The 23,348-nt window shown below is 41.8% G+C and carries 23 protein-coding genes; 7 read left to right on the forward strand and 16 right to left on the reverse strand.

Annotation, left to right across the window (positions count from 1 at the left end):
* Positions 1 to 19: 19 nt before the first annotated feature.
* The 4 genes from P2W71_RS16080 to P2W71_RS16095 all read right to left on the reverse strand — a co-directional run bounded on the left by P2W71_RS16080 (position 20) and on the right by P2W71_RS16095 (position 3,733).
* The gene (locus tag P2W71_RS16080) at positions 20 to 730 is read right to left on the reverse strand and encodes a DUF1080 domain-containing protein (RefSeq protein ID WP_276372301.1); all 711 of its coding nucleotides are present in this window, start codon (positions 728 to 730) and stop codon (positions 20 to 22) included.
* 30 nt (positions 731 to 760) lie between these two features.
* Positions 761 to 1,234: a c-type cytochrome gene (locus P2W71_RS16085; RefSeq protein WP_276372302.1), complete on the reverse strand. Its 474-nt coding sequence runs from the start codon at positions 1,232 to 1,234 to the stop codon at positions 761 to 763.
* Positions 1,235 to 1,480: 246 nt separating this feature from the next.
* Entirely contained in the window at positions 1,481 to 2,533 is a 1,053-nt protein-coding gene (locus P2W71_RS16090) for a sugar phosphate isomerase/epimerase (protein ID WP_276372303.1), read from the reverse strand.
* A 45-nt stretch (positions 2,534 to 2,578) separates the two neighbouring features.
* Positions 2,579 to 3,733 carry a Gfo/Idh/MocA family oxidoreductase gene (locus tag P2W71_RS16095; protein ID WP_276372304.1) on the reverse strand — a complete coding sequence of 385 codons (1,155 nt, stop codon included), beginning with the start codon at positions 3,731 to 3,733 and terminating at the stop codon, positions 2,579 to 2,581.
* A 184-nt stretch (positions 3,734 to 3,917) separates the two neighbouring features.
* Here P2W71_RS16095 and P2W71_RS16100 point away from each other — a divergent pair, with 184 nt between their 5' ends.
* Complete coding sequence (locus P2W71_RS16100; RefSeq protein ID WP_276372305.1) at positions 3,918 to 4,958, forward strand: aromatic ring-hydroxylating dioxygenase subunit alpha; 1,041 nt, start codon at positions 3,918 to 3,920, stop codon at positions 4,956 to 4,958.
* 321 nt (positions 4,959 to 5,279) lie between these two features.
* Here P2W71_RS16100 and P2W71_RS16105 read toward each other — a convergent pair whose 3' ends face one another.
* The gene (locus P2W71_RS16105; RefSeq protein ID WP_276372306.1) at positions 5,280 to 5,585 is read right to left on the reverse strand and encodes a DUF3817 domain-containing protein; all 306 of its coding nucleotides are present in this window, start codon (positions 5,583 to 5,585) and stop codon (positions 5,280 to 5,282) included.
* Between the two features lie 124 nt (positions 5,586 to 5,709).
* Between P2W71_RS16105 and P2W71_RS16110 the strand changes: the two genes are divergently transcribed.
* The 3 genes from P2W71_RS16110 (at position 5,710) to P2W71_RS16120 (ending at position 8,353) form a co-directional block, all read left to right on the forward strand.
* Positions 5,710 to 6,420 carry an SDR family oxidoreductase gene (locus P2W71_RS16110; RefSeq protein ID WP_276372307.1) on the forward strand — a complete coding sequence of 237 codons (711 nt, stop codon included), beginning with the start codon at positions 5,710 to 5,712 and terminating at the stop codon, positions 6,418 to 6,420.
* A gap of 17 nt (positions 6,421 to 6,437) precedes the next feature.
* The gene (locus P2W71_RS16115) at positions 6,438 to 7,274 is read left to right on the forward strand and encodes a ThuA domain-containing protein (RefSeq protein ID WP_276372308.1); all 837 of its coding nucleotides are present in this window, start codon (positions 6,438 to 6,440) and stop codon (positions 7,272 to 7,274) included.
* 257 nt (positions 7,275 to 7,531) lie between these two features.
* The gene (locus P2W71_RS16120; RefSeq protein WP_276372309.1) at positions 7,532 to 8,353 is read left to right on the forward strand and encodes a hypothetical protein; all 822 of its coding nucleotides are present in this window, start codon (positions 7,532 to 7,534) and stop codon (positions 8,351 to 8,353) included.
* 129 nt (positions 8,354 to 8,482) lie between these two features.
* Here P2W71_RS16120 and P2W71_RS16125 read toward each other — a convergent pair whose 3' ends face one another.
* Together P2W71_RS16125 and P2W71_RS16130 are read right to left on the reverse strand one after the other, a co-directional pair.
* A complete protein-coding gene (locus P2W71_RS16125) occupies positions 8,483 to 9,850 on the reverse strand; it encodes a Gfo/Idh/MocA family oxidoreductase (protein WP_276372310.1) in 1,368 nt (455 codons plus the stop codon).
* A gap of 152 nt (positions 9,851 to 10,002) precedes the next feature.
* Positions 10,003 to 12,138, reverse strand: a complete 2,136-nt coding sequence (locus P2W71_RS16130; RefSeq protein WP_276372311.1) for a hypothetical protein — start codon at positions 12,136 to 12,138, stop codon at positions 10,003 to 10,005.
* Between the two features lie 678 nt (positions 12,139 to 12,816).
* On the opposite strand from P2W71_RS16130, the gene P2W71_RS16135 reads away from it, so the two are divergent.
* Positions 12,817 to 12,975, forward strand: a complete 159-nt coding sequence (locus P2W71_RS16135) for a hypothetical protein (RefSeq protein WP_276372312.1) — start codon at positions 12,817 to 12,819, stop codon at positions 12,973 to 12,975.
* Positions 12,976 to 13,043: 68 nt separating this feature from the next.
* On the opposite strand, the gene P2W71_RS16140 is transcribed toward P2W71_RS16135, so the two are convergent.
* Both P2W71_RS16140 and P2W71_RS16145 read right to left on the reverse strand, forming a co-directional pair.
* Complete coding sequence (locus P2W71_RS16140) at positions 13,044 to 13,310, reverse strand: cupin domain-containing protein (protein WP_276372313.1); 267 nt, start codon at positions 13,308 to 13,310, stop codon at positions 13,044 to 13,046.
* A gap of 125 nt (positions 13,311 to 13,435) precedes the next feature.
* A complete protein-coding gene (locus tag P2W71_RS16145) occupies positions 13,436 to 14,299 on the reverse strand; it encodes an AraC family transcriptional regulator (protein WP_276372314.1) in 864 nt (287 codons plus the stop codon).
* Positions 14,300 to 14,385: 86 nt separating this feature from the next.
* Here P2W71_RS16145 and P2W71_RS16150 point away from each other — a divergent pair, with 86 nt between their 5' ends.
* Complete coding sequence (locus tag P2W71_RS16150; RefSeq protein WP_276372315.1) at positions 14,386 to 15,336, forward strand: NADP-dependent oxidoreductase; 951 nt, start codon at positions 14,386 to 14,388, stop codon at positions 15,334 to 15,336.
* A gap of 15 nt (positions 15,337 to 15,351) precedes the next feature.
* Here the strand turns inward: P2W71_RS16150 and P2W71_RS16155 are convergent, their stop codons facing one another.
* Together P2W71_RS16155 and P2W71_RS16160 are read right to left on the reverse strand one after the other, a co-directional pair.
* Positions 15,352 to 16,338 carry an ABC transporter ATP-binding protein gene (locus P2W71_RS16155; protein WP_276372316.1) on the reverse strand — a complete coding sequence of 329 codons (987 nt, stop codon included), beginning with the start codon at positions 16,336 to 16,338 and terminating at the stop codon, positions 15,352 to 15,354.
* Positions 16,339 to 16,983 (reverse strand): hypothetical protein, encoded by a 645-nt coding sequence (locus P2W71_RS16160; RefSeq protein WP_276372317.1) that lies wholly within the window; start codon positions 16,981 to 16,983, stop codon positions 16,339 to 16,341. It lies immediately after the preceding gene.
* A gap of 200 nt (positions 16,984 to 17,183) precedes the next feature.
* On the opposite strand from P2W71_RS16160, the gene P2W71_RS16165 reads away from it, so the two are divergent.
* Positions 17,184 to 17,825: an NAD(P)H-binding protein gene (locus P2W71_RS16165; RefSeq protein WP_276372318.1), complete on the forward strand. Its 642-nt coding sequence runs from the start codon at positions 17,184 to 17,186 to the stop codon at positions 17,823 to 17,825.
* 64 nt (positions 17,826 to 17,889) lie between these two features.
* Here the strand turns inward: P2W71_RS16165 and P2W71_RS16170 are convergent, their stop codons facing one another.
* The 5 genes from P2W71_RS16170 to P2W71_RS16190 all read right to left on the reverse strand — a co-directional run bounded on the left by P2W71_RS16170 (position 17,890) and on the right by P2W71_RS16190 (position 23,031).
* Positions 17,890 to 18,429: a hypothetical protein gene (locus P2W71_RS16170; RefSeq protein ID WP_276372319.1), complete on the reverse strand. Its 540-nt coding sequence runs from the start codon at positions 18,427 to 18,429 to the stop codon at positions 17,890 to 17,892.
* A 16-nt stretch (positions 18,430 to 18,445) separates the two neighbouring features.
* Entirely contained in the window at positions 18,446 to 19,306 is an 861-nt protein-coding gene (gene lgt / locus P2W71_RS16175) for a prolipoprotein diacylglyceryl transferase (protein ID WP_276372320.1), read from the reverse strand.
* Between the two features lie 177 nt (positions 19,307 to 19,483).
* Complete coding sequence (locus P2W71_RS16180) at positions 19,484 to 20,200, reverse strand: hypothetical protein (protein WP_276372321.1); 717 nt, start codon at positions 20,198 to 20,200, stop codon at positions 19,484 to 19,486.
* Positions 20,201 to 20,628: 428 nt separating this feature from the next.
* Positions 20,629 to 21,627, reverse strand: coding sequence for a Gfo/Idh/MocA family oxidoreductase (locus tag P2W71_RS16185; RefSeq protein ID WP_276372322.1), 999 nt, complete (start codon positions 21,625 to 21,627; stop codon positions 20,629 to 20,631).
* Positions 21,628 to 21,726: 99 nt separating this feature from the next.
* The gene (locus P2W71_RS16190; RefSeq protein WP_276372323.1) at positions 21,727 to 23,031 is read right to left on the reverse strand and encodes a PQQ-dependent sugar dehydrogenase; all 1,305 of its coding nucleotides are present in this window, start codon (positions 23,029 to 23,031) and stop codon (positions 21,727 to 21,729) included.
* Positions 23,032 to 23,348: the final 317 nt, after the last annotated feature.

Raw genomic sequence — 23,348 nt, forward strand, 5'->3', positions numbered from 1 at the left:
CGAAAAAATTTTTGAGACCTTATTTTAGTTCACGGATTTTGATATTCCGAAACCACACGGGATCCCCGTGATCCTGTAATGCAATATGACCTTCTAAAGACTTGCCGAAGCCAGGCATGGTGCTGAATTTGCTTTTTGCGACCATCGCGTCCCACTCCGGGGTGTGCATGGTAAACTCGACCACCTTAGTGCCATTGAGCCAAAATTCCATTTTAGCATTTTTTGAAACGATGCGAACTGAATTCCACTCGCCTGCTGGCTTCACAGTTTCTTTGGAACAAGAAATCAGATCATACAGATCACCGGCACGATGTTTAATGATCTTTGCGTCGGGATGGCAGGTGTTGTCAAGCACTTGCATCTCAGGTCCGGTGTGGTAAGTGTTTTGATATTGATCATCTTCAACCACATTGAAGATGATGCCGCTATTTCCACACGCACCTATTTTCCAATCCATTGCCAGTTCATAATCCTGGTATTCCTTTTCCGTGATAATGTCGCCAGTTTCTTTGACGGTTTTGTCAAGGTAGAGCTCTCCGTTAGAGACTTTCCACCGTGTGTTAATTTTATCACTCCTGTAGTTTCTCCAGCCCGATGTTGACTTGCCATCGAACAGCAACTGCCATCCCTCCTTTTTTTCCTTCGCCGTAAGTGTATTTTGTGCTGAACTGGTCACTGAAGTACAAGTGAATAGGAGTACCACAAAAATCGCATGGTAGAAATATCTCATAGCCTCTACGTTGGTTTAGTTTAAATATGATTAATCTTTAGGTTTTTCGCCGTCTAAAGAAAGGACGTACATCGCCATTTTTTCAGCATCAGCCTTGGGTAGATCAGCATGTGGAGACATTGGAATTTCACCCCAAACACCGCTTCCGCCATTAATAATTTTTCCGGCCAGTAAACTCACGTTGGCCTTTGTGAATTCGTATTTTTTTGCCACTTCTGCGTGGGCTGGTCCTACAAGTTTATTGGTTGGATGGTGACATGTTTTGCAATCACTTGCATCAACAAGAGCCTGTCCTTGCGAAATCAGATCCTCCGGAGAAGCATTGCTTTGTTCTGGAGCAGCGGCAGCATCGTCAGCTGGTTTATCTTCATCTGCGGTTTCATAATCATCATATGCCTCTTCAGTGTTTTCTTCTTTCGCTTCTTCTTTTTTTCCACCGCCACAGGAAGTAAGTCCAAAGGTGACAGCGCCAATCATAACGATACTAAAAAATATTCTTTTCATCTGGTTTTAATTTAATGTTTACTTGATTTGACTTTGTTTGTAAAAAGCAGTTAACGATCCTGCATCGGTTACTAACGAATTGTCTGTGCGCATGCTTTTTGTAAGACGATTCGCGGAAGACATTTCATAGATTTGATTAAAAAATGAAGGTTTTAAATTACGACTTTTTATTTCACTTGCTCCAAATTTTGATTTAAAAAAACAAATGAGGGAAATCGATAACAATCTACCCCATTTGTAGGTTTCTTAAATGCCCAACACTTTTTTATTGAACTTTGTATCCTTTCCGGTTGCTGCAAAATCATCGAATGCCTTCTCAGTTACCCGGATCATGTGATCCTTAATAAATTTAGAGCCTTCAGCAGCACCCTGCTCCGGATGTTTCATTGCGCATTCCCATTCCAGTACTGCCCAACCATCGTAGTCATATTGTGCGAGCTTAGAAAAGATTGTTTTGAAATCCACCTGACCGTCGCCTAGTGATCTAAATCTGCCCGGACGGTTAATCCAGCTTTGATAGCCACCATACACGCCGCTTTTCCCGGTAGGATTAAATTCAGCATCCTTCACATGGAACATCTTAATAAAGGTGTGATAGAAGTCAATGTACTGCAGATAATCCAATTGTTGCAATACAAAATGGCTTGGGTCGTACAATAAGTTGCAGCGTGTGTGTTTACCTGTTGCTTCCCAAAACATCTCGAAGGTGATACCATCGTGAAGATCTTCTCCCGGATGTATTTCGTAGCAGAGGTCGACGCCTGCTTTATCAAAGGAATTTAATATTGGGAGCCATCGTTTTGCAAGCTCTTTGAAACCATCATCGACCAGCCCGGCAGGACGTTGTGGCCAGGGATAAACTGTATGCCACATCAGTGCTCCGGAAAAAGTCGCGCAGGCATTCAAGCCCAAATTTTTACTTGCCTTTGCTGCGTATTTCATTTGATCTACCGCCCAGGCTGTACGCTCTTTATTGTTTCCACGAACTGCCTTAGGTGCAAACCCATCGAACATATCGCCGAACGCAGGATGTACAGCGACAAGCTGTCCTTGCAAGTGAGTTGACAATTCCGTTACCTGCAAACCACAGGATTCGACGGTACCTTTGAATTCATCACAATAATCTTTGCTCTCAGCAGCCTGTTTCAGATCGATGCAACGGCTATCCCATGCGGGAATCTGTACACCAACATATCCAAGCGAAGCTACCCACTTACAAATAGTTTTAAGATTATCAAATGGAGGCTGATCCCCCATGAACTGCGCCAAAAATATTCCGGGCCCCTTAAGATTTTTCATTTAACTCAACAGATACTTTATAAGATTAAACATTGATTTTTTCGCCTACTTTAGGGTAGTCCATTTCCGGGTGGAGTTCGCTGATTTTACAACGGTCTGAACAAAGTTCATTCCGCGCACACCATCTGCTACATCAGGAAAATCATACTTTGCAATGTTCAGCTTTTTGCCAGGCTTGAAGTCACGTACTGCTCTTGTAAATGAACGATAGATATTGGCAAAAGCTTCCAGGTAGCCTTCTGGATGCCCAGCAGGAGTTCTTGTAAACGCCTTGGCATCATCAGACAAATACTTTTGTCCTGCACGGATAATTTCTTTAGGCCGATCAAGCCATTTCAAAATCATTGTATTTGGTTCTTCCTGTTTCCATTCCAGACCGCCTTTCTCTCCATAAATACGGATGTTTAAATTATTCTCTTCACCTGCTGCTACCTGTGTCGCCATTAACACGCCAGAAGCACCATTGTTAAAGCGTAATAACATAGAACTATCATCGTCCAGGTGACGACCTTTTACTACGGTGTTTAACATCGCGCATACCTCAGTAATTTGCAGACCGGTAATGTACTCAGCAAGGTTTGCTGCATGCGTTCCAATATCACCAATAGCACCACCCATACCCGACTGTTTAGGATCGGTTCTCCAGGATGCTTGCATATTGCCGGTTTTCTCCAGCAATGTTGAAAGCCAACCCTGTGGGTATTCGACATATATTTTTCTGATTTTTCCAAAGGCACCATCGGCAACCATTTTACGCGCTTCTTTTACCAGCGGATAACCCGTATAGGTATGTGTTAGTCCTAATAAAAGTCCGGTTTTGCCGACAGTTTTTTCTAAGGTTTTTGCTTCTGCAAGCGAAAAGGCAATGGGTTTTTCTACCAGCACATGGAAACCACTTTCGAGCGCCATCTGCGAGGGACCGAAGTGAACATGGTTTGGTGTTACGACTGAAACGAAATCAATACGCTGATCAGGGGGCAAATTTTTTTCCTTTTCAAACATCTCCTGGTAGCTTTCATATACCCGGTTCGGGTTCAGGTACAAAGCTTCACCGGTTTCTTTCGATTCACCAGGTATGATACTAAAGGCGCCACATACCAATTCAATTTCTCCGTCGATGCCAGCTGCCTTACGATGAACAGGACCAATAAAAGAGGTAAGCCCGCCGCCTACCATCCCCATGCGTAGTTTTCTTTTCATTAGTTAATGATTTTTGGATTTCAATTAAGGCCTAAAGATTGAAAAATAAAACAATAAAAATAATCGGAAACGATTGCGACAAAGATAACAGGGGGAATTTTTTTTCAATACAGATTCTTACAGGTGGTTTTTGGAAACTACGCCATTAGTTGTTTACTTACCTTTTTCACCCAATTTTCTGCACATGACAGAATCACTTTTTCTTAAAAACCTCTGGTATTTTGCGATGCATGGCTCCTTTTTAAAACAAGGTAAGTTGATCGCAAAAGAAGTGTTGGGTGAAAGAATTGTTTTCGGAAGAGACGAAAATGATGTACCCTTCGCTTTGAAAGATAACTGTCCGCATCGCGGGGTTCCTTTGTCGCAAGGTTGGTATGACGGCAAAACTTTACAGTGTTGCTACCACGGATGGAAATTCGATCATACCGGTGTATGTACTGGAATTCCCGCGCTTGCTGATGAAACATTCGACACAAAAAAAATCAAAGTCTTTAAGTATCCGTGCAAAGAAATTAGCGGAACCGTCTGGGTTTACATTCCTCAGAATAAAACACAACTACAGGGTGCGGATGAACATATTCCAAACCTGCTCGCACCGGCTAGCAAAAAATTCCTTTTTGTAGAGAAGGTAATTATGCCTGCTGATATTGACCATTCTGTAATCGGTTTAATAGATCCAGCGCACGTTACCTTTGTTCATCAATCCTGGTATTGGCGCTCGGCAAAAAAATTAAAGCTGAAAGAGAAAAAATTCGAACCCATCGATCTGGGATTTATCATGAAGCGGCATAAGCCTTCTTCCAATTCCAAAGGCTATTCGATATTGAAAGGTGAAACTTCTACGGAAATTAATTTTCAATTACCTGGCATACGCACAGAGCATATTCAGGTGGGAAAGAATGAGATCATTTCCATCACATGCCTGACGCCGATCAATGATCATGAAACCGAACTTAATCACATCTTTTATACTTCCCTGGATTTTGTCAAGTTCATCTGGTGGCCACTGCGGCAATTAGGAAAGCAGTTTATTCACCAGGATCTGGGCGTTTTCAAAAAACTTGGGGAAGGCTTAAAATCAAAACCCACGCTGATGCTATTGGGCGAGCCTGATGCACAAGCCCGCTGGTATCATGAATTGAAACGGCAGTGGGACCTTTCCCAGCAAAGCAAAACGCCTTTTAAAAATCCGGTTGAACCGAAGACCCTGCATTGGATTACGTAGTCGTTTGTTCGGGGTTTAAAAGGTTCAGAACATGGAATGGCGGCGCACATGTTGCGAGGGAGTTTTCTTTTGACTGCTGCCCATCAGCTTTACATTAGTCCAGCATGCGTCGAGCTTCGTTCAAGCTTGCGTCACGCATGCATATTCGTTCGATCGGCTTCGTAAAAGCACGATTCTGACGCAAGGATTACAAAGGCTACACTGGCCCTAGAAGGATGATAGACTAGAAGTCCACGGGGTAGCATTGGATTAATAGGGATTCGAAACCACAAGAGGTTACGAATTAAATGTAGAAAAACTAGGAAAATCAAGATCCCTGATTTACTCGGGTAGTTTGCTCAAAATTTTCTTGTCGATATAAAACGTGCCAAAGGGAAGAACTGAGGATGCCATAACCATAAGCACTCTGCCGATGTTCCATTTTTGTAAGATGCTGATGAAGAGCGTTGCAAAAATAAACAGGACAAATAAAATTCCATGGATAAGTCCAATGGCTTGCGTTGCCTCTGGAACTTTCAACAAGTATTTCACAGGCATAGCGATAAACACTAGCAAGAGCAACGAGCAGCCTTCTAGAAATGCAATAATTCGAAGTCGTCCTGTATGAGATTTAAGTAAGTGTGTCATGATTTTTTAAGTGCTCAAAAGTAAGGTTAATCGTGAACAGTTAAAAGTTAATACGTGCGGTAAACAACGCCATTAACTTTTAACATTTATCACTATATATTGCATCAGCTAATAAAACCCGTCTATGGAACAAATAAAAAATAAAGTTATTCTCATCACCGGAGGAAGTAAAGGTATTGGCTATGGTGTTGCGGAAGCACTGGTCAAAGAAGGTGCAAAAGTTGCCATTACCAGCAGATCACAGAAAGCTGCGCAGGAAGCTGCTGAAAAGCTTAACAAAATAGGAAACGGTGAATCAATCGGAATAGAAGCTGATGTTCGAAATGCTGGGGCACAACAAAAAACGGTTGATGCCGTCGTGAAAAAATGGGGATCGCTCGATGTATTGGTCGCCAATGCAGGGCTGGGTCATTTTGGTAACATTGAAACATTGACGATTGAACAATGGAACGAAACTATTGATACCAACTTAACCGGTGTGTTCTACAGCATAAAAGCGTGTATTCCGGCGTTAAAAAAATCGAAAGGTTATATTATTACCATGGCCAGCTTGGCGGGGACTAATTTCTTTGCGGGCGCATCTGCCTACAATGCCAGCAAATTTGGCCTGGTCGGATTTACACAAGCGGCAATGCTCGATCTCCGCAGTTATGGAATAAAAGTGGCGACCATCATGCCGGGTTCGGTAGCGACAGAATTCAGTTCGAATTCAAAAGGTGATGAGTCCTGGAAAATTCAACCGGAAGATATTGGCCAGATCGTAGTTGACTTATTGCAGATGAATCCCAGAACGCTCCCAAGCAAAATAGAAGTAAGACCCAGTATGCCGAAATAATTTTTATCAATCACATCATGAAAAAATTTCCATTCTTTATCGCATTCCTGCTGATGCTCTGTGTAGGAGTCTTTGCTCACGCACAAAAAAACGGCGACATAAAATGGAAGAATGTTAAGGTTCTTGTCTATACGAAAAATGGAAAAGGATATGTTCACGACAATATTGAAAGTGCAGTTAAAGCAATTGAGAAGCTAGGAAAGGAGAAAGGCTTTTCTGTGGTGGCCAGTAACGATGCCGCTGTTTTTACAGAAGATAATTTAAAACAGTATACGTTTCTGTTATTTGCTAACACAAATAATGACGTTTTCGATACCAATGATCAGCGCCTGGCATTTCGAAAATATATCGAGGCCGGCGGTGGATTTGTTGGCCTGCATTCTGTGCTGGGCACGGAAAGAAACTGGACGTGGTTTAAAATGATGCTTGGCGGATCCTTTGCATGGCACCCGAAATTTCAACCGCTTTCGATTAAAGTAATAGATCCTTCGCATGCATCGGTTAAAAATGTTCCTTCAACATGGAGCAAAGAAGATGAATGTTATTTCATGAAAGAAATGTACCCTGGCATCAAGGTTACCCTTGCTCACGATTTAACTTCACTCCGAAAGGATGAAGAAGAGAAAATGAAAGCAAACGCTGGTTCATTCGCGCGTTACTACCCTGCTTCCTGGTACCACACCTTTGATGGCGGTACAATTTGGATCACGACGCTGGGTCACGACAAAAAGGATTATGAAGATCCTACTTACTTAAATCATATTTTGCAGGGAATGCAGTTTGTAGCTTTAGCGTCGCAGAAGCGCGATGAAACAAAAGCGTATGCAAAAGAGATGAATGAGGACGTGCGGTGAAATGTTCGATGATCCACAAGGCAGACGGTGAAGTTGAAAAATTGCTCGTGCAATTTCGTGGCACATTATCGGCGGAAAATAAGTGCATTTTTGCTGTGTCATTATTTAGCGCATTATCGTATACACCTATCGTTGGGTAGTTCATGGTTTTTTGCTTGCATCAGTTACCTTATATTTGCAAAAGGGTATAAAGTCTGAACAACGGATCGTTAGCAGAACTAGTTTTTGCGTTAACAGTTATGTATTTCCTTAAACATATGTTATTACAATCGCGACCGCTGGCGTGGTGGGTATTTTTCCTTTTGCTCCCTGGCTGTTCGGGGTATCAATATGTTGCCAGCCCACGGTATCTGCCGTCAAATGAAAAAAAAGGGAACCTGACTGCCAATGTCTACCTAAGCGGGGCCCAAATTGGCTATGCTTTTAGCAACAATTTCTCTGTGTTTACAACCGGCTACATGCGATATAAGACAGTAGGAGCTGTCAATCCTTTTATCGGCACTGAGGGTACCGATGACCGAAGTGGCGATTCACGCGAGATCAATCTTGGATTGAGTTACTTCGGAAATAAGAATAAATTTCTTTATGAAGTTTTGGTTGGCGGAGGATTTGGAGACATGACCTTTAGAAATGATCATCATGGTGCCAAGAATCGCGACCTGGACTATCTATTCGAGATGCAAGCTGATCGAAGTAATATTTTTATACAACCAAACCTTAGTTACAAACTTTTTAATAATGCTAAAAAATTTAAAATCACGGTAGCTGCCTTTACTAAGTTTAACAAAGTTTATTATCACAATATCAAGACACAAACTGTGTCAGGATTTCCTACCAACCCAACGAAACCCGACTTTGATTCCGGAATCGAATATTTTAGCGCACGGCAACAAGCCCATCTCTTTTTTATTGAGCCAGGAGTACATGTAAACATTGGATGGAAGACCTTTAGGGGAATCGCTCAAATTGCACCTGTTATTAACGCAAGTGGCCATGCCCTCCACTACCAGATGATTTCAATAAATGCAGGATTGTCTATGAGTCTTAATTTATTGAAGAAAAAAAACTCACTCGAATAGCCCGGTGATGCTCCGATGGCATGGTAAAAGACTACGTCATAAACTAGATCAGCACTGCTTTGTGCAATCCGCTACCATCAACCAAATTCCTTTGGGCGCCTACCAAATTTATTCGCAGATGCGAACCCTTTAGATTGAGGCCGATTGTCTCTTAACGCCAGGTTTAATACTGGTAAGATCCGCAATCTTAACAACCTGTCCTGTCTCACAGCTTTTACGCGCCGCGATTCCAATCAGAATTGACAACGCACCATCTCGGACATTGGCCGATTGGTTTAACGGATCCTCTTTAACACCTGCAAAAATCTTGTCCTTCAAAAGTTTGTCACCACCACCGTGCCCACTTCCTTGCGGAATACGGATGAATTCGCGAGGCCCAAAATTCTTCGTTACCATAATTTCATCGTATGGCTTATCTTCTACCGGGTTGCTTTCTTCAATCCAAACATCAATGCGGCCCTTTGTTCCATTAAATGCAATTCGATAGCCTTCATAAGGAGAATAAGTTGTTAACGAATAGGCTACGTGTACGCCATTTGCATACTTGATTGTAGCCGCCATCTTATCATAGATATTGATATCCTCCTTAAAGACACAACCATCTCTTAAGTATCCGTCATGCTTTTCATGATCCACATACAACTCCATGTTCCCTTTGTCTTTTGTAATATCGTAATAGAATTTACACTTGTCTTTATGCGGGCATGGACGGCAATTGGTATGACGGAAGCTATTATTCTTTCCATAAAAATTCAATGCGCCCGATGCATACACTTCTTCGGGATCGGACTCCAGCCACCAGTTGAGCAAATCAAAATGATGTGTTGCTTTATGAACCCATAATGTTCCACCTTTTTCTTTTAAGCGGTGCCAGCGTCTGAAGTAATCAGCGCCATGACTTGTATCGAGATACCAATGAAAATCAACAGAAGTAATATCACCAATAGTACCACTGCGCAGTAATTCGTAAACCCGTGCACGATGAGGAGAATAGCGATAATTGAATGTAACGGTAACTTTCTTTCCTGTCTTCTTCTCCGCTGCTAAAATGGCTTCACATTTTTGCTCGTCTGTTGTCATCGGTTTTTCTGTGATGATGTCAGCGCCAAGCTCCATTCCCCGGATAATAAATTCGTGATGGGTAGCATCAACTGTTGTTACAATGAGTGAATCCGGTTTCACTTCCTTCATCATCTTTTCAAAATCCGTAAATGTGGGACAAGTAAAGCCAGTCCATTTTTTAAAATATTCAACTCTGCCGGGATTAATATCGCACAACCCAACAAACTCCACTTTATCTTTATATGCTTCCTGTACACTCTTCGACCACATACCTCTTGCACGTACCCCTGTTCCGACAATGGCAATTCTCATTTTCTTTTCTGCATGTAGCGGTATACCGGCAACTGAACTTAACGGATCCAGCATCATCGTACCAGCCAATGCTCCCGTAGCAGCAATGAAGTTTCTTCGTGTAACACTTTTTGTCATTTTCATTGGGATAAGATTTTGATAAGGGTTAATATTTTGTCAAAATGCGCAATCGATTGCGCAATATATAGTTTTTTTACACAAAGGGTAAAATTTTACAGATAAGTTCTCTGGAAAAATTTTGAATACCGGCGAGGATATATCTTGCCGACTGAAGCCTAAGGCATTTTTCGCAGTCCTTCCCAACGCACGTTCCAATTTCCGTCTTTTGGAAACCCCGGGTTATTCCCGTCACTTCCATCCCACCCTGCGGCCATCATGGCCACTGCAGCCAACAGCCCTCCATTACCAGGCAGATAAAGTCGAAGGCGCATATCCTGATAGTTGTGACCATTTACCAGATATGTGTTTTTCTGTCCATTCATTAATAGAGCGTCGATAGCTTGTCCAGGTTTATCAAGTCGCGCGGCAGTCATGGCTAACAATGGATAATCCCAGCCCCAAGTACTTTCCCATTGCCAGCGATTCATGATGTTATCAAATGTGTTGCTCATGATGGCCGTGTCGATTCGTTCATTCCAGGGTAAAAAACCATATGCGCCCACGACCGCAGGATGGTCTCTCCGATATTGATCGTCGGTATATGCTTCAGGTGTGGTGGCATTGGGTAAGTACAAATTATCCTTTACAGGCAGGGGACTAAGATTATCAAGAATGTCGTTCCATTTTTCCACTGCCGGCAATCCCAGGCGTTTTCGCCACTCCCTTGCGATTGACAAACCGTAGTACCAATACTGTAATTCATAAGCGGGATCATCTGTTTCCATCGGTTTAAAAATTTCCTGTGCCGGAATCAACGGATGGCATAGACGGTACTTCCCATCGCGCAATTTCACAAAGGAGGCCATAAAATCTGCAGTATTAAAAACAAGATCTTTGTACTTCTCCAACGTCTTCTTGCTGGAATCATTTCGATATAATAACTCGGCTAAATATATAGGATGTGGCTGCTGCCAAATGATAAATGCGCCAATATCAGATGGGCTTTCATCTCCGTGAGGATCTGTCATCTTTTGCCACCGGGCCCCGTCATAACCCTGCCATTGTGCAGTTGCTTTTGCCTCTGGCGTTACCGTGGTGTACCAGGGCATTGACTTTTCCATCCATGCCGCACGATTCCACAAGGCAAAATGAGCGGCATGCCACCAATGCATCTCCAGGTGAAACTTGCCGTACCAACTGTTCATTGTCAGTCCGGTTTCTTGCGGAGGCAACGAACCTGCACACTGAATTTTCGTAAGATATTGCGACAGTATTATGCGCCTTTCCAACTCCTTGGCTCTTGGGTCCGTACAAGCTGAAAAATCGATGGCGCCTCCTGAAGTCCAGAAACTTTCCCATTGTTTTACACTGCTTTCCTGGGTTGATTTGAAATCCAAATTCTTCCTCACATCATCCATTCGAAACGAAACTGAAAATTCGAAATGTTGACTTCCGTCGGAAGGATTCAAAATAAACGTATGTTGATCCTGGGCGATTTGCCCTTCGCTCCAGTTGAGATGGGCAAAGTACGTTGTTGAATCCAATGTTCTCTTGATGGCAGCGCGATTGCTTTCCGATAATATCAGGTCAGATGTATGTTTTTCCACATTGTCCCAATCGTATCCGGGGCATACGTGACATTCTTTTCCATAAGGGAATGTAACTTTAATTCTTAAACGGTCTTTCGAAATTAACGGTGACTCTATACGTGCAGCGATCGCATCGGTTTCCTGATGGGCATACAAAGTCACTTTTACAGGAATGCCTTCCACTTCATAGGAACTTTCTATTTCGCCGGTCCAGAGGTCAAGTTTCTGGTGAATATTTTGTAGTTCATTCAGTTGTGCTTCCTTCCCATTTTCTTTTAACAGGCTTAAGCCGATCAGTCCAAGGTGAAGCCTGTGCGGATTTGCGCGGAGCACATCGGTGATTTCTCGTGCTTTTCCACTCGAGTGTTGAACTGCATAAGGGATCATTGCACCATCGCACGACGAAAATTCCTCCGCCACATCTTTGACATTGTATAAGTTTCTTGATGGAACACTGTGCCAGCCCCATTGTGATTGTGTCCCTAAAGAAATACCACCTTCATAGTCTTCAGGAAAAGATTGAAGACCACTTACATCTACCGTAAAAGCAAATTCTCCATTTCCAACAGAGAGTGATCCAAGCGTATCGGATTGATGAAGCACTACATTATGACGGGATACCAGTGCGAATCTATCAATCTTTTCTACGTCGGTTTTTGGGGAACAACACTGGAGGAAGATAGCTAGAGAAGAAAGTAATATGGTAGATCGAACGGTGATCATTTCGTTTGGCTGAATGGCGCGATTATAAAGTCTAATTCGTCAAACATAAATAAGGGGTAATAGGAAACTGTCATGTGCTTACCCACCCGTCGACGATGATCCGTGGACTATGGGAGTGACCATTGGAGTTCCTTAACCATGGCTTGAATATTTTCTGCATCAGTTGTTTACATAGCGCTATCGCCTTTGCTAGAATTTACATTCCTCGATGGCGGTGCCTTGTTGTTTAATTTGCCGATATTCCCAGTAACGGACACTTCAAAATTATTAACAGCCTATTTGCGTTCGGTTAGCATTCAGCAAACAGTCGTTTGCCACTTACCGGTCTCCTGAAAATCTTACACACGCTATTATTGCATATCGGTTTATGGATTAGGTTAGAGGCATTCATTCGACTCGGTTAAAGGAATCTGTTCGACAAAAACAACCGGTTGTCTCGTAAATGGTGAAGCACACATGCTCTGGCATCTTTGGAAGCGTGCTGGAAACGACTGATAGACCCGCCTACATTACATCAACTTTTGGTACGAAGGTGTCTATCAAAGATGATAACTTTCTATATCAAAGTATGTAGCTGTATATTCGGTTATTAATAAACTTTTTTAACCGCTACTCAGTGCACTGACACTGGAATTTTTAGAAAAATTGAAAAATGGTTTTTAATGCGAATCAACTCTTATGAAAAAAACAAAACGCTATCGTATGGCGGGTGCTAACCCGTATTCCATCTACGAAGTATTTACGATGAATGAAATTATTAACCGTTTCGCGTATCAATATCGTCCCTGGGAAATTCATCGCTTCGAAGAAATCTCTGTAATTCATTTCTTAAATTAACTTATGATCACCACAGAGAAATGATTTAATACTCATTTCTCTGTGGTGAAAATTCCAATCGTCGGCCATTATTTTTTTACAGGCTTCACCACTCCTTTATTCACCCATTTCATTACAAAAAACTTCAACGTATCAGAGGAAGTATTAGAGATTCCATGCATATCCCATGGTTTGGCATACATAAGATCTCCTTTCTTAATCGGCGATTCTTTTCCATTCAACGTCCACGTACCACTTCCTGAAATCACATGCTGAAACTCCTCCTCGGCATGCTCGTGCGGAGGTTGCAATTGTTTTTCCGGAAGAAATTCCAACACCGCTGATATGACTTTCAAGATCAGGTTTTGAATTCCGTACTTGCCATAGCGTTCCTGCAGCGAAAGAAATAATACTGCATATCACAACAACGGGAATGGGCCATCTTTTCATATTGTATTTTTTAATTTGACGGTGTCACGCGTTACACCGGCGCGAGTGTCTTAGCCTTTCTAAAGACAGTGGGTGTTTGTCCATGATATTTTCGAAACATTTTTGTCAGGTGACTTTCATCGGTAAAGCCTAGTTCAAAGGCGATTTCATTGATCCGCATGTCGCTGTATTGTAAACGGATCTGCGCCAGTTTTAATTTATAATTAATAATATATTGCTGCAGGCTTTCTCCGGTATGCTTTTTAAAATATTCACTCACATAATTAGGCGAAACATTGAAATGAGAAGCGATGGTTTCCGCTTTCAAATGATCCGGATGATAAATATGCTGGTGAATATAAAAGATCATTTGTTGTGATAATTTATCCTGAACCTTTTTCAATTCCGGCAAGTACATTGAAATATTTCGTGCCACAATGGTTATAACGGTGTTGACTAGCTGCTGCACCAGTTCTTTATGCCAATGACTTTGGTTTACGTATTCATGAATGATTGATTCGGCTAACGTTCTTACCAAAGGCTTATCGCTTTTATTCCTGATGACACATCCGATCGGCGAGTGATTGTTCTGAAAAATATACTCCAATTTTTGAATCCAGTCCCCAAGATCGCTATGCACTTCTTTTGCTCTTTGTGCCTTAAGAAAAATATTATTGAATCTGATTAAAAGAAATGTCGTCGTTTCATTTACTTCAAAATGATGCGGCACTTCAGGCATGATCAAAAAAAGGTGCTCAGCCGAATAATCAAATTTGTTGCCGCTGATTTTGTGGCTTCCCTTTCCCTGCATGATGTAGATCAGCTCAAAAAAGGTATGGCGGTGCTGTTCTACAGGGCATTCGTTTGATTTCTTAATGGTGATCTCAAAAGGTTGGAAGAGCTGTTCGGTATGCATACCCCGTAAAGTACAGCATTAACCTGAATTTTTACAAGAATACTATCGCATGGAGGTGGCAATTTTACGCCATAAATTTTTAATCTATGAAAGCATACACATTGAAACAGATTGGGGGCGTAGAGAACCTCGTCCAAAAAGAAATTCCAACACCACAAATAAAAAATAACCAGGTGCTTGTAAAGGTAAAAGCTATTGGAATTAACCCTGTTGACGCCTTTGTGAGAAGCAGTGAGCAAGGACTTTCGATTTTTGTAAATCCGGGCAAGGGTGAAGAAGTAATTTTGGGCTGGGATATCGCTGGTATAATCGAAACGGTTGGATCAGAAGTTAATGGACTAAAAACCGGGGACGAAGTATTTGGCCTGATCAACTTTAAAGGTCATGGAAAAGCATACGCGGAATATGTGGCTGTTGATGCGGCGCAAGTTGCGTTGAAACCCGGTAACATTTCATTCGAAGCGGCAGGTGCTGCTACGCTTGCTGCCCTTACCGCATGGCAAGCATTGGTCACGCATGCGCAAATTAAAAAAGACGACAAGGTACTTATTCATGGAGCCTCAGGCGGGGTTGGGCATTATGCCGTGCAAATCGCCAAGCATGTTGGCGCGTTTGTCATTGGCGTAGGATCTTCCGAAAACAAGGACTTCATTCTTTCGTTGGGAGCCGATCAGTTTATCGACTATAAAAAAGAAAAATTTGAGGAGATCGTAAGGGATGCAGATGTTATTCTGGATTCGCTGGACAAGGAAAACTTGAAACGTTCTTTTTCCGCGCTAAAAACCGGCGGCAGACTGGTCAGTCTTATTACTTTCTTTGATGATGAATTGAAAGCCTTGATTGCCCATAAAAAAGCGCAGGCGTATAGAATGACCGTGGAATCGAATGGCAATGATATGAAGTCACTCGCCGACTTATTGCAGCAAGGCGCGCTCCGATCACACGTCACGAAAGTTTATCCATTTGATCAACTTCCGGACGCCCACATCCAGGTGGAGACGCATAAAACGAGAGGGAAAATCGTTGTTACGGTTTGACGGGAACGGTATATCTTATTTAATAAATCGAACATTTTCAGGAGAGCAGTGTACGTATACTGCTTCTCCTTTTTTAACGTTATTTTTTCGAGTTGTTACTGTTATCAAAATATCACCTACCGATATCGCGATTTCATAATGGCTTCCAAAAAAGGTGATGTGGATCACCCTGCCTTCTAAGGCATCAGATTTCTTCTTCGTGATTTTAAAATGTTCCGGGCGGACAACAAGTTTTTTTTCCTTTGGTTCTTTTCCCCACATTTTGTAGAACAAGTGTGCTTGAGATTTCTCTATCAAATTGTAATTACCGAATAGTCCTGCAACGTATTCATTCAAAGGCCGTCGATATATCTTTTTAGGAGAACCTTTTTGAAGGATTTTACCATCCTTCATCACAATGATTTTGTCTGCCCAGGAGAGCACGTCCATCGGTTCGTGAGAAACCAGTATACACGTTATATCAAGACTTTTGTAAATACGCTTCAATACCTTCTTCAATGTATTTCTGTGAACCATATCCAGGTTTGAAAATGGTTCATCTAACAACAGCAAATCGGGCGACGTAATCAACAATTTCGCCAGTGCAATGCGTTGCTTCTCCCCTCCCGACAATTCATCCGTTTTCCGTTCTAAAAGATGCGCTATCTCACATACTTCAAATAAAGCTTTTGCTTCATCGTTGCTAAGGTGATTCGCGTACGATAACACTTGCTCAACACGCAAAAATTTTGGTAGCAGAAAATCTTGTGTCAGATAAGCAATTGAGGAGTGGCCAGGGATCAAATTATCCTCAGGACCTTTTACAATTTCTCCTTTAAAAATCACTTCACCTGCATCAGGTTGTTCAAGTGCTGCAATAATTTTTAGGAGGGTACTTTTACCCGATCCAGTTTCTCCTGCGATAGCAATTTTTTGATTTTTGCTTTGCGTGAACGTAATATCTTCCAGCTTAAAGTTACCCAGGCCTTGCTTTGAGATGTTGAAAACGGATAGGAACCCCATCTAGTTATGTTTCTGGTTTTGCCTGTTTTCCCAGGTGTCCATTTTGATTTTTTCAATCATCAGCGAGTTTTTAAATTCGTGTAACAGTCGCTCCATCTCTTGTTCACGCGCCTGTAGAGCCTGATAATCTTTTTCATGAGCGTCAATTACTGGTTTTAACTTATCAAGATTACCTTGCATGCTAGCGATTGCCTGGATGGACTGGCTTTTTTCTTCCGCTGATCCGTTTTCAGCTTTCGCTTGCATGTCTCCTAATATCTGCTGAATGTATTCGATCATATGCCAGGGGTTGTTAGGCATATTCCAGGTGAATTCAATGTTGCACTTTCGGCATCGGTAACGATTACTTTTCCAACCTTTGTCATTTTTTTCTGTTCCCACGACTTTAAGTTTGTCACTGGTATGACACTTGGGACATTGTGCATTATCCTTTACCAACTTATTCAGGTAATCGCGTTGCTCCAAAATAAATGCACGTGTATTTACATGATTCTCCAGGTGCTCGAGGAATCGGTCAACGGCATCCTGAACACCTTTATGCTCTTCGCCCAACTTTCCTTCGTTCATTAAACGAATACTTTCTTTCTTGAAAAAGCCGGCAAGCTTTACCAGGTCACGCTCTTTCTGATTGAAATTTTTGTTCATAACGTCCAAAAATAGGAAATCTTTATTTCGTGCCTCACGGAATGAATAAAAGATTTGCAAGGCATCCACTCCGTTAATTATATTTAACCATCAAAAAATCCTTATAAAAACTCGGACCCAGTACACAGTTACATCCTGTGACATGCCGTGCTTCCTGCAAGAAGCATGCTTTTTTCTATTTAAATTTTATAAGGAAATATATGAATCAGAACTCAACAATAGCCGTACTTGGCGGCGGTGGCAGAACCGGTAAATTTCTTGTCACCCAATTACTTCAACAAGGTTACTCACTTAATGTTCTTCTTAGAAAACCATCCAACTTTGTTAATCATGAATCATTGATTGAGATAGTCGAAGGCGATGCGTTAGATATAGAAGCAATCCGGCAGTTGCTTAAGGGTTGTACTGCGGTACTAAGCACCATTGGCCAACGGGCGGATGAGCCACTTGTGTCGTTACAAGCCACTTCAAATATCAATAAGGTAATGCACGAGATTAATATCCGTCGATACATACTTGTTGCCGGAATCAACATCGATACACCGTTTGACAAGAAAGGACCTCAGACATTGGCGGCAACTGAATACATGAAAACACACTTTCCTGCCATCCACGAAAACCGCCAAGAGACCTATAGGCTGTTGAGCAGGGATGAGCGCCTAGACTGGACGTTGGTAAGAGTGCCGATGATCGAATTCTCAGAAGGGAAAGGGGATATAAAAGTTAGTTTGGATGATTGTCTCGGTACAAAAATTACCGCCGGTGATATTGCGCAATTTATGATTCAACAACTGCATGATGACCGATTTGTAAGGAAGGCACCGTTCATTGCAAATGAATAGTTAAGAAAGTTGTAAGCTTCAATGTGGAATTTTCTCATTGAAGCTTACAGCATTGTTCACTTTTTTATAAGCTCGTATTTTTTTGCAATAACTGTAACATCAGCTCCTTAGGAACAGAATATTTTTCCGATGTCACTTCGAGTGGTGCTTTGACCAGTTGGTTGTTTATACGATATCCTAGCTCCATGGCAGAGATGTGTGCAGGGCCCCCTTCGTTTGCAACGAAATATTTTATAATGTGAACGAATTCATTCATGGTGCCGAGAACCCGTTTGTTATTATTTGTCCTGGTAAGACGAATGTCTGTTAGTGAATTTCTAAGTTCAATTTCCTGGCGCTCATTGATTCTTACATCGTTGTCGAGCTGACGGATCAATGATTCTCTAAACAAATGGTCGAAATCCTTCAGATCGGCCTTACGGATATCGATAAAGACAATCGAATAGGTAGTTCTGTCGTTGGTAAAAAGGATAAATCTTTTCCGCTCGATTAAAAATGTGTGGGCGTTCCAGTTACCAAACTTGTTTCCATAATCGGGTTCTAAATATGGATCAGAATTATTTAAAAACCCCTCTAATTTTTTGGAGCAAAATATTGTTGTCATTGCAGTATATCACGGATCAAATGCTCTCCGGCTCAGGGCTTTCCTTTAAAGTAGCGGTTTCCATATCAGCATGCGGTTGGTTTTTGTATCTGCTCCATAAAAGAATAAATATGCCCGCAATAACAAATGGAATACTCAGGATTTGACCCATGTTTAATAATAGATCTGCTTCAAACGCTTCCTGGTCTATTTTGAAGAACTCATCAATAAACCGGAGTGTAAATAAAATGATCAGGAACCAGCCAGTAAGCGTACCGTTGTTTATGCTGCTTCGGTTCTGATACCAGTACCAAAACAAAAACACAAATAGAAAAAAGCAATAGATTGCCTCATACAATTGGGCTGGGTGCCTTGGCGTATTGTCAATGCTGGTAAAGATAAAGCCCCAGGGTAACTCCGTTGGTAATCCAATCACTTCGGAATTCATCAGATTTCCCAACCGAATAAAGCATCCGGCTAAGGCGGAAACGATTACCAGCCTATCGACTATCCACAAATATTTTACATTCGTTTTTCGCGCGAAAAAATACAGTGCTATCAAAGTTCCAATAGCAGCACCATGACTTGCCAACCCAGCATATGGAGGCAATAGAATAAAAAGTGGATCAGTGATAAACATGGAGGGGTCATAGAAAATGAAATGCCCTAACCGAGCGCCGAGAAATGCCGCAAGAAGGATATATAAGGTTAACGTATCTACATCCTTGGAGAATTTTCCTTCCTTTCGGTAGATGTAATACATAAGCTGTTGACCGATTAATAATCCCAGCGCCCATGAAACTCCGTACCATTTAACAGGATGGTTCAAAAAGGGAATTGTGAAGATATCGCTATCAACATTCCAAATGATGTAAGCAAAAAGGAAGGAAAAATCCATTAGTCAAATATTTAATACAAAGTAAAGGATTGTGGGGCGAGATACAATATGCCTATGAGACGCATATACGATGGAATGTCTGACCTTTATTAAAGCCTTAGCAAAGATTTGCGCCTGGTTCCCTGATCTTTCGAAGTGGGTCCAAACATTAATTAAATCAATTCAAAAGTCAATGGATTATTCCAGTCTTATCCATCCGACCCAAGATCGTTCATTATTCTCCGGATAAAGAACAAGCCACCACGGCCCCGATCGATTTATTTGAATGATGTCTTTAAACTCATGAATGCGGGTTAACTGGTTTCCTTTGATGGAGTTATTACACAGATCACGCTTTACCACATCATTTATATGCGGCGTGGTACGCAGTGTACCCATGACTTTGTCTTCCTTAAATTTATTACCAACAGCAATCTTTGTTTTCGCTCCGAAAACAATGGTATGCTTTGTTACCTGTGACTGATGATTGATAACAACCTGGATAAATTGAGAATAGAAATCACAATCAGCCGCTTCTTTCAAAATGTTTATTGTGGTTATCGATGAATTTTTTTCGACAGAAACTATTTTACCAGGGTAATCGAATACCTTTTTGAGTGATTTTCCTGTGTTCAGAAATATGCCGGTTTGATGATGGGGTGAACATGGCCCGGAAAAAATTAGATCCGGCAAATCATCAGAGTTGATGTCTGTCACATGAAAATATTCAGACCCAGCTTTATTTTTTCTGTCGCAACGGAAATCGAACTTGGGCAGTAAAGAAAATCCGGCGGTGTCGTATTTAAAATCTGTCTGCTCCTCCAACAGTTTCAACCGTTTCCCAATATCCATGTAAGACTGCCCGTACAGAAGAACCGGCAGCAATACTATCAGTAAGACGAATACAGCTCTCATGATTTCCCACAACTTTTGCTATCAACCTTTGACAGTCTGTGATGATAATACACGGCTAAATCAAAATTGTTTCTCATTCATTATAAGTTAGGCGATTTTATCAGCATTTCGATGAACAAGAAAAATTTGATTTAAATTATTTACGTGTCAACGTCCAGTCAAATTTTGGTCAACATGTTGATATAGGATTTCGGAACAAAAATACCCGACGGTTGCCCCTACTATTTTGCTTCGTTGGTGTGGCCCAAAAAGACGGTAAGGTATTGTGATGAGGGATCAGGGCATATAAACATTTGATTTTCTACAACGGTCTATTTCGCCCCCTCAGGGCTTGATGTCGTTTGTTGATTTTAGCGCAGGCCTGAAGACCTGCGTCAGTGATCACGGCCCTTCAGGCCTGCAATAGATTTTTACTTCAGAATGCGGCGTTACCGCTGGCTCAGCATTTCCATTACCGCGTTCGTCCGGGCGCCAGATACACCCGTGCTGGGACACTGCCCGGTTCCCCGCAATTCATCCACAATAGTTTGAATTAACGGCTGTTGAATGTTAACAGGAATATCAAATTTCATAACTTCCTTTTCTTTGCCTTCAACTTCAAGGGTAACAGAATGATCACTAAAAAATGGAAAAGAGATCTGTCCTTTGCTTCCTACAATCGTGGTGACTTCTTTATCGGAAACCTTTGAGGTAGTAAAACACCACGTACCCTGCCCGATGATACCACTTTCAAACTGAAAATTCCCCATCACGATATCTTCTGCCTGGTATAAACCAGCTTGATTTCTAGCAATTCCCCTGGCATCTTTTATCGGACCAAAAAGAAAATCCATCATATCGAGTTGGTGTGACGCGAGGTCAAAAAAATAACCTCCTCCGGAAACTTCCGGTACGATTCTCCAATTGTCATCATTACCACTGGCCCAAACGATATCAGGTTGAAGAGTTTTGTTAAGCAATATATTTACATAACGAACATCGCCAATAACGCCATCTCTAATCAGGGATTGTATCTTTAGAAAATTAGGAAGGCTTCTCCTGTAATAAGCTGTGAACAACGGTACGTTTGCCCGCTGACAAGCTTCAACCATCGAAATGCATTCCTTATGCGTTCGAGCCATGGGCTTCTCTACATACACAGGTTTGCCTGCCTTTGCAGCCATTAACGTATATGTTTCATGCGAGCCGGGAGGCGTCGCGATGTAAATGGCATTTATCTCCGGATCATGGATTAATTTTTCTGCGTCATCATACCACTTTGGAACCCCATGACGGGTTGCAAAATCTTGTGCCTTAGCAGCGTTTCGCCGCATGACTGCAACCAATTTAGAATGTTTGATCTTGCTCAATGCGGGACCGCTTTTTACCTCGCATACATCACCCGCTCCAATAATACCCCAACGTACCTCGTTTAAATTTACCGACATGATTTGGTTAAGTTGGCCGCTAAGATAATGAAAGTGTTGAAGTGTTGAAGTCCGAAGGGTTGAAGTTAGGCTGGTACTTCGAACTTCAACACTTAGACACTATTCATTAATCTTATAAACCTTGCCTGAATTCTCAGCGCCTGCCTTGGTAAGCACATAGACCTCGCCGGAATTGTCCTGACCAAACCCGAGGATATATTCGTCAAGCTCATTGTTGGCCTTATTGGTGATGCTCAACTTTTCATAATTCCATGTGGTTCCATTACGGTCGGCAGCAAACACGGCGCCATCCATACCGTTTGGATTTTGCGTGAGTACTCCGAAGATATATTTTCCATTTAGATCTGAATCATCATCTCCCTGATACACAAAGCCTCCGATGGATACATTTCCAAGGCCATCGCTGAAGCTCCTTGAATTCTTAAATTCGATAACAGGGTCCCTCAGTTGATTTCCATTGGCATCTTCATTTGCGCAAGAACTGGGAGACGTATCCGGGTTATTATGATCAAAGCAATGTGCTCCTTCTTTAATATTCCATCCGTAGTTGCCACCTTTTTCAATTACATTGATTTCTTCGTATAATTCTTGTCCCGCATCTGCCACGATAACACGGCCCTCGGGATCGAAACAAAATCTATAGGGATTTCTTAAACCGAACGCAAATATTTCATCGAACCCGTCAACATTTACAAAAGGATTGTCGGCCGGTATACCATAATCTTCCGTGTTGTCGACATCAATACGTAAAATTGAACCTAATAAGTTGTCGGTAATATCCTGGCCATTGCCTCCAGCAACATGCCCCTCATCCGTGTCGTTGGCACCACCCCCATCTCCTACAGAAATGTATAAATATCCATCAGGTCCAAAAGCAATCATTCCTCCGTTATGATTTGCCTGCGGATGATCCATTGACAATATTATCCGCTCAGATGGTTCATTGGCTTCATCGGAACCAGGCATGACGGAATACTCGGCCACATAATTGGTGTGATCCCATCCAGCCGGTCCGTTAGCGCTTAACGGTCCACTATAGAAAACAAAGAAACGACCGTTATTCTCAAACTCGGGGTGAAAAGCTAATCCTAATAGCCCCCGCTCGTCCTGAGGACTTTCCCGAGGTACAATCTTGTCCGATATGTCCAAAAACGGTTGTTGTAATCGTTCATCGTCTTTAACAATATAAATTTGACCACCCTGATCGACAATGAATAATCTGTCAGAGTTATCAGGCGGTGTTACCACCACCAATGGAGAAGACAATCCATCTGTTACCAGATCGAGCGTGATGGCATTGTCGCCTGTCATGTCGGTACCATCGTTATCATCATCACAGGAGATACCGATTACCAATAAAGCACTGATGCATAAAATACTGTAAAACCTAAATTTTAAATTCATAGTAAAACATAAATTGAATTGAATACACGGATTTAAGCCGTAAACACATTTACATTCAACGCACTATTGCTCTGTGTATCAACACTACATTGATAAGCTATCCTGTTGCTGGATAGTACCTGTAAGCACTTCAAACAAAGTCTTCTGTTAGACTTTTGATAATTTATAGACTTGGATCGATCCGATGAGGCATTGTCAATTTCTATTCCAAGCAGGCTTGTTCGAAAATGTTTGTTTTAACAAATAAAATATTATTAGCTGAGAATAATATTCCACGCAACATGGGAAAACAGACACACATATAAGCCTTTCGTATA

Origin of the sequence: Chryseolinea sp. H1M3-3 (assembly GCF_029360725.1) — a bacterium.
Classification (GTDB): Bacteria; Bacteroidota; Bacteroidia; order Cytophagales; family Cyclobacteriaceae; genus Chryseolinea.

Bases quoted from the DNA above. Each gene is read 5' to 3' on its own strand.
- P2W71_RS16120 (WP_276372309.1), top strand. From the start codon at position 7,532: ATGTTATTACAATCGCGACCGCTGGCGTGGTGGGTATTTTTCCTTTTG.
- P2W71_RS16165 (WP_276372318.1), top strand. From the start codon at position 17,184: ATGAATCAGAACTCAACAATAGCCGTACTTGGCGGCGGTGGCAGAACC.
- P2W71_RS16150 (WP_276372315.1), top strand. From the start codon at position 14,386: ATGAAAGCATACACATTGAAACAGATTGGGGGCGTAGAGAACCTCGTC.
- P2W71_RS16115 (WP_276372308.1), top strand. From the start codon at position 6,438: ATGAAAAAATTTCCATTCTTTATCGCATTCCTGCTGATGCTCTGTGTA.
- P2W71_RS16095 (WP_276372304.1), bottom strand. From the start codon at position 3,733: ATGAAAAGAAAACTACGCATGGGGATGGTAGGCGGCGGGCTTACCTCT.
- P2W71_RS16180 (WP_276372321.1), bottom strand. From the start codon at position 20,200: ATGAGAGCTGTATTCGTCTTACTGATAGTATTGCTGCCGGTTCTTCTG.
- P2W71_RS16100 (WP_276372305.1), top strand. From the start codon at position 3,918: ATGACAGAATCACTTTTTCTTAAAAACCTCTGGTATTTTGCGATGCAT.
- P2W71_RS16145 (WP_276372314.1), bottom strand. From the start codon at position 14,299: ATGCATACCGAACAGCTCTTCCAACCTTTTGAGATCACCATTAAGAAA.
- P2W71_RS16125 (WP_276372310.1), bottom strand. From the start codon at position 9,850: ATGAAAATGACAAAAAGTGTTACACGAAGAAACTTCATTGCTGCTACG.
- P2W71_RS16155 (WP_276372316.1), bottom strand. From the start codon at position 16,338: ATGGGGTTCCTATCCGTTTTCAACATCTCAAAGCAAGGCCTGGGTAAC.
- P2W71_RS16170 (WP_276372319.1), bottom strand. From the start codon at position 18,429: ATGACAACAATATTTTGCTCCAAAAAATTAGAGGGGTTTTTAAATAAT.
- P2W71_RS16080 (WP_276372301.1), bottom strand. From the start codon at position 730: ATGAGATATTTCTACCATGCGATTTTTGTGGTACTCCTATTCACTTGT.
- P2W71_RS16110 (WP_276372307.1), top strand. From the start codon at position 5,710: ATGGAACAAATAAAAAATAAAGTTATTCTCATCACCGGAGGAAGTAAA.
- P2W71_RS16135 (WP_276372312.1), top strand. From the start codon at position 12,817: ATGAAAAAAACAAAACGCTATCGTATGGCGGGTGCTAACCCGTATTCC.
- P2W71_RS16085 (WP_276372302.1), bottom strand. From the start codon at position 1,234: ATGAAAAGAATATTTTTTAGTATCGTTATGATTGGCGCTGTCACCTTT.
- P2W71_RS16190 (WP_276372323.1), bottom strand. From the start codon at position 23,031: ATGAATTTAAAATTTAGGTTTTACAGTATTTTATGCATCAGTGCTTTA.
- P2W71_RS16090 (WP_276372303.1), bottom strand. From the start codon at position 2,533: ATGAAAAATCTTAAGGGGCCCGGAATATTTTTGGCGCAGTTCATGGGG.
- P2W71_RS16130 (WP_276372311.1), bottom strand. From the start codon at position 12,138: ATGATCACCGTTCGATCTACCATATTACTTTCTTCTCTAGCTATCTTC.
- P2W71_RS16185 (WP_276372322.1), bottom strand. From the start codon at position 21,627: ATGTCGGTAAATTTAAACGAGGTACGTTGGGGTATTATTGGAGCGGGT.
- P2W71_RS16160 (WP_276372317.1), bottom strand. From the start codon at position 16,983: ATGAACAAAAATTTCAATCAGAAAGAGCGTGACCTGGTAAAGCTTGCC.
- lgt (WP_276372320.1), bottom strand. From the start codon at position 19,306: ATGGATTTTTCCTTCCTTTTTGCTTACATCATTTGGAATGTTGATAGC.
- P2W71_RS16105 (WP_276372306.1), bottom strand. From the start codon at position 5,585: ATGACACACTTACTTAAATCTCATACAGGACGACTTCGAATTATTGCA.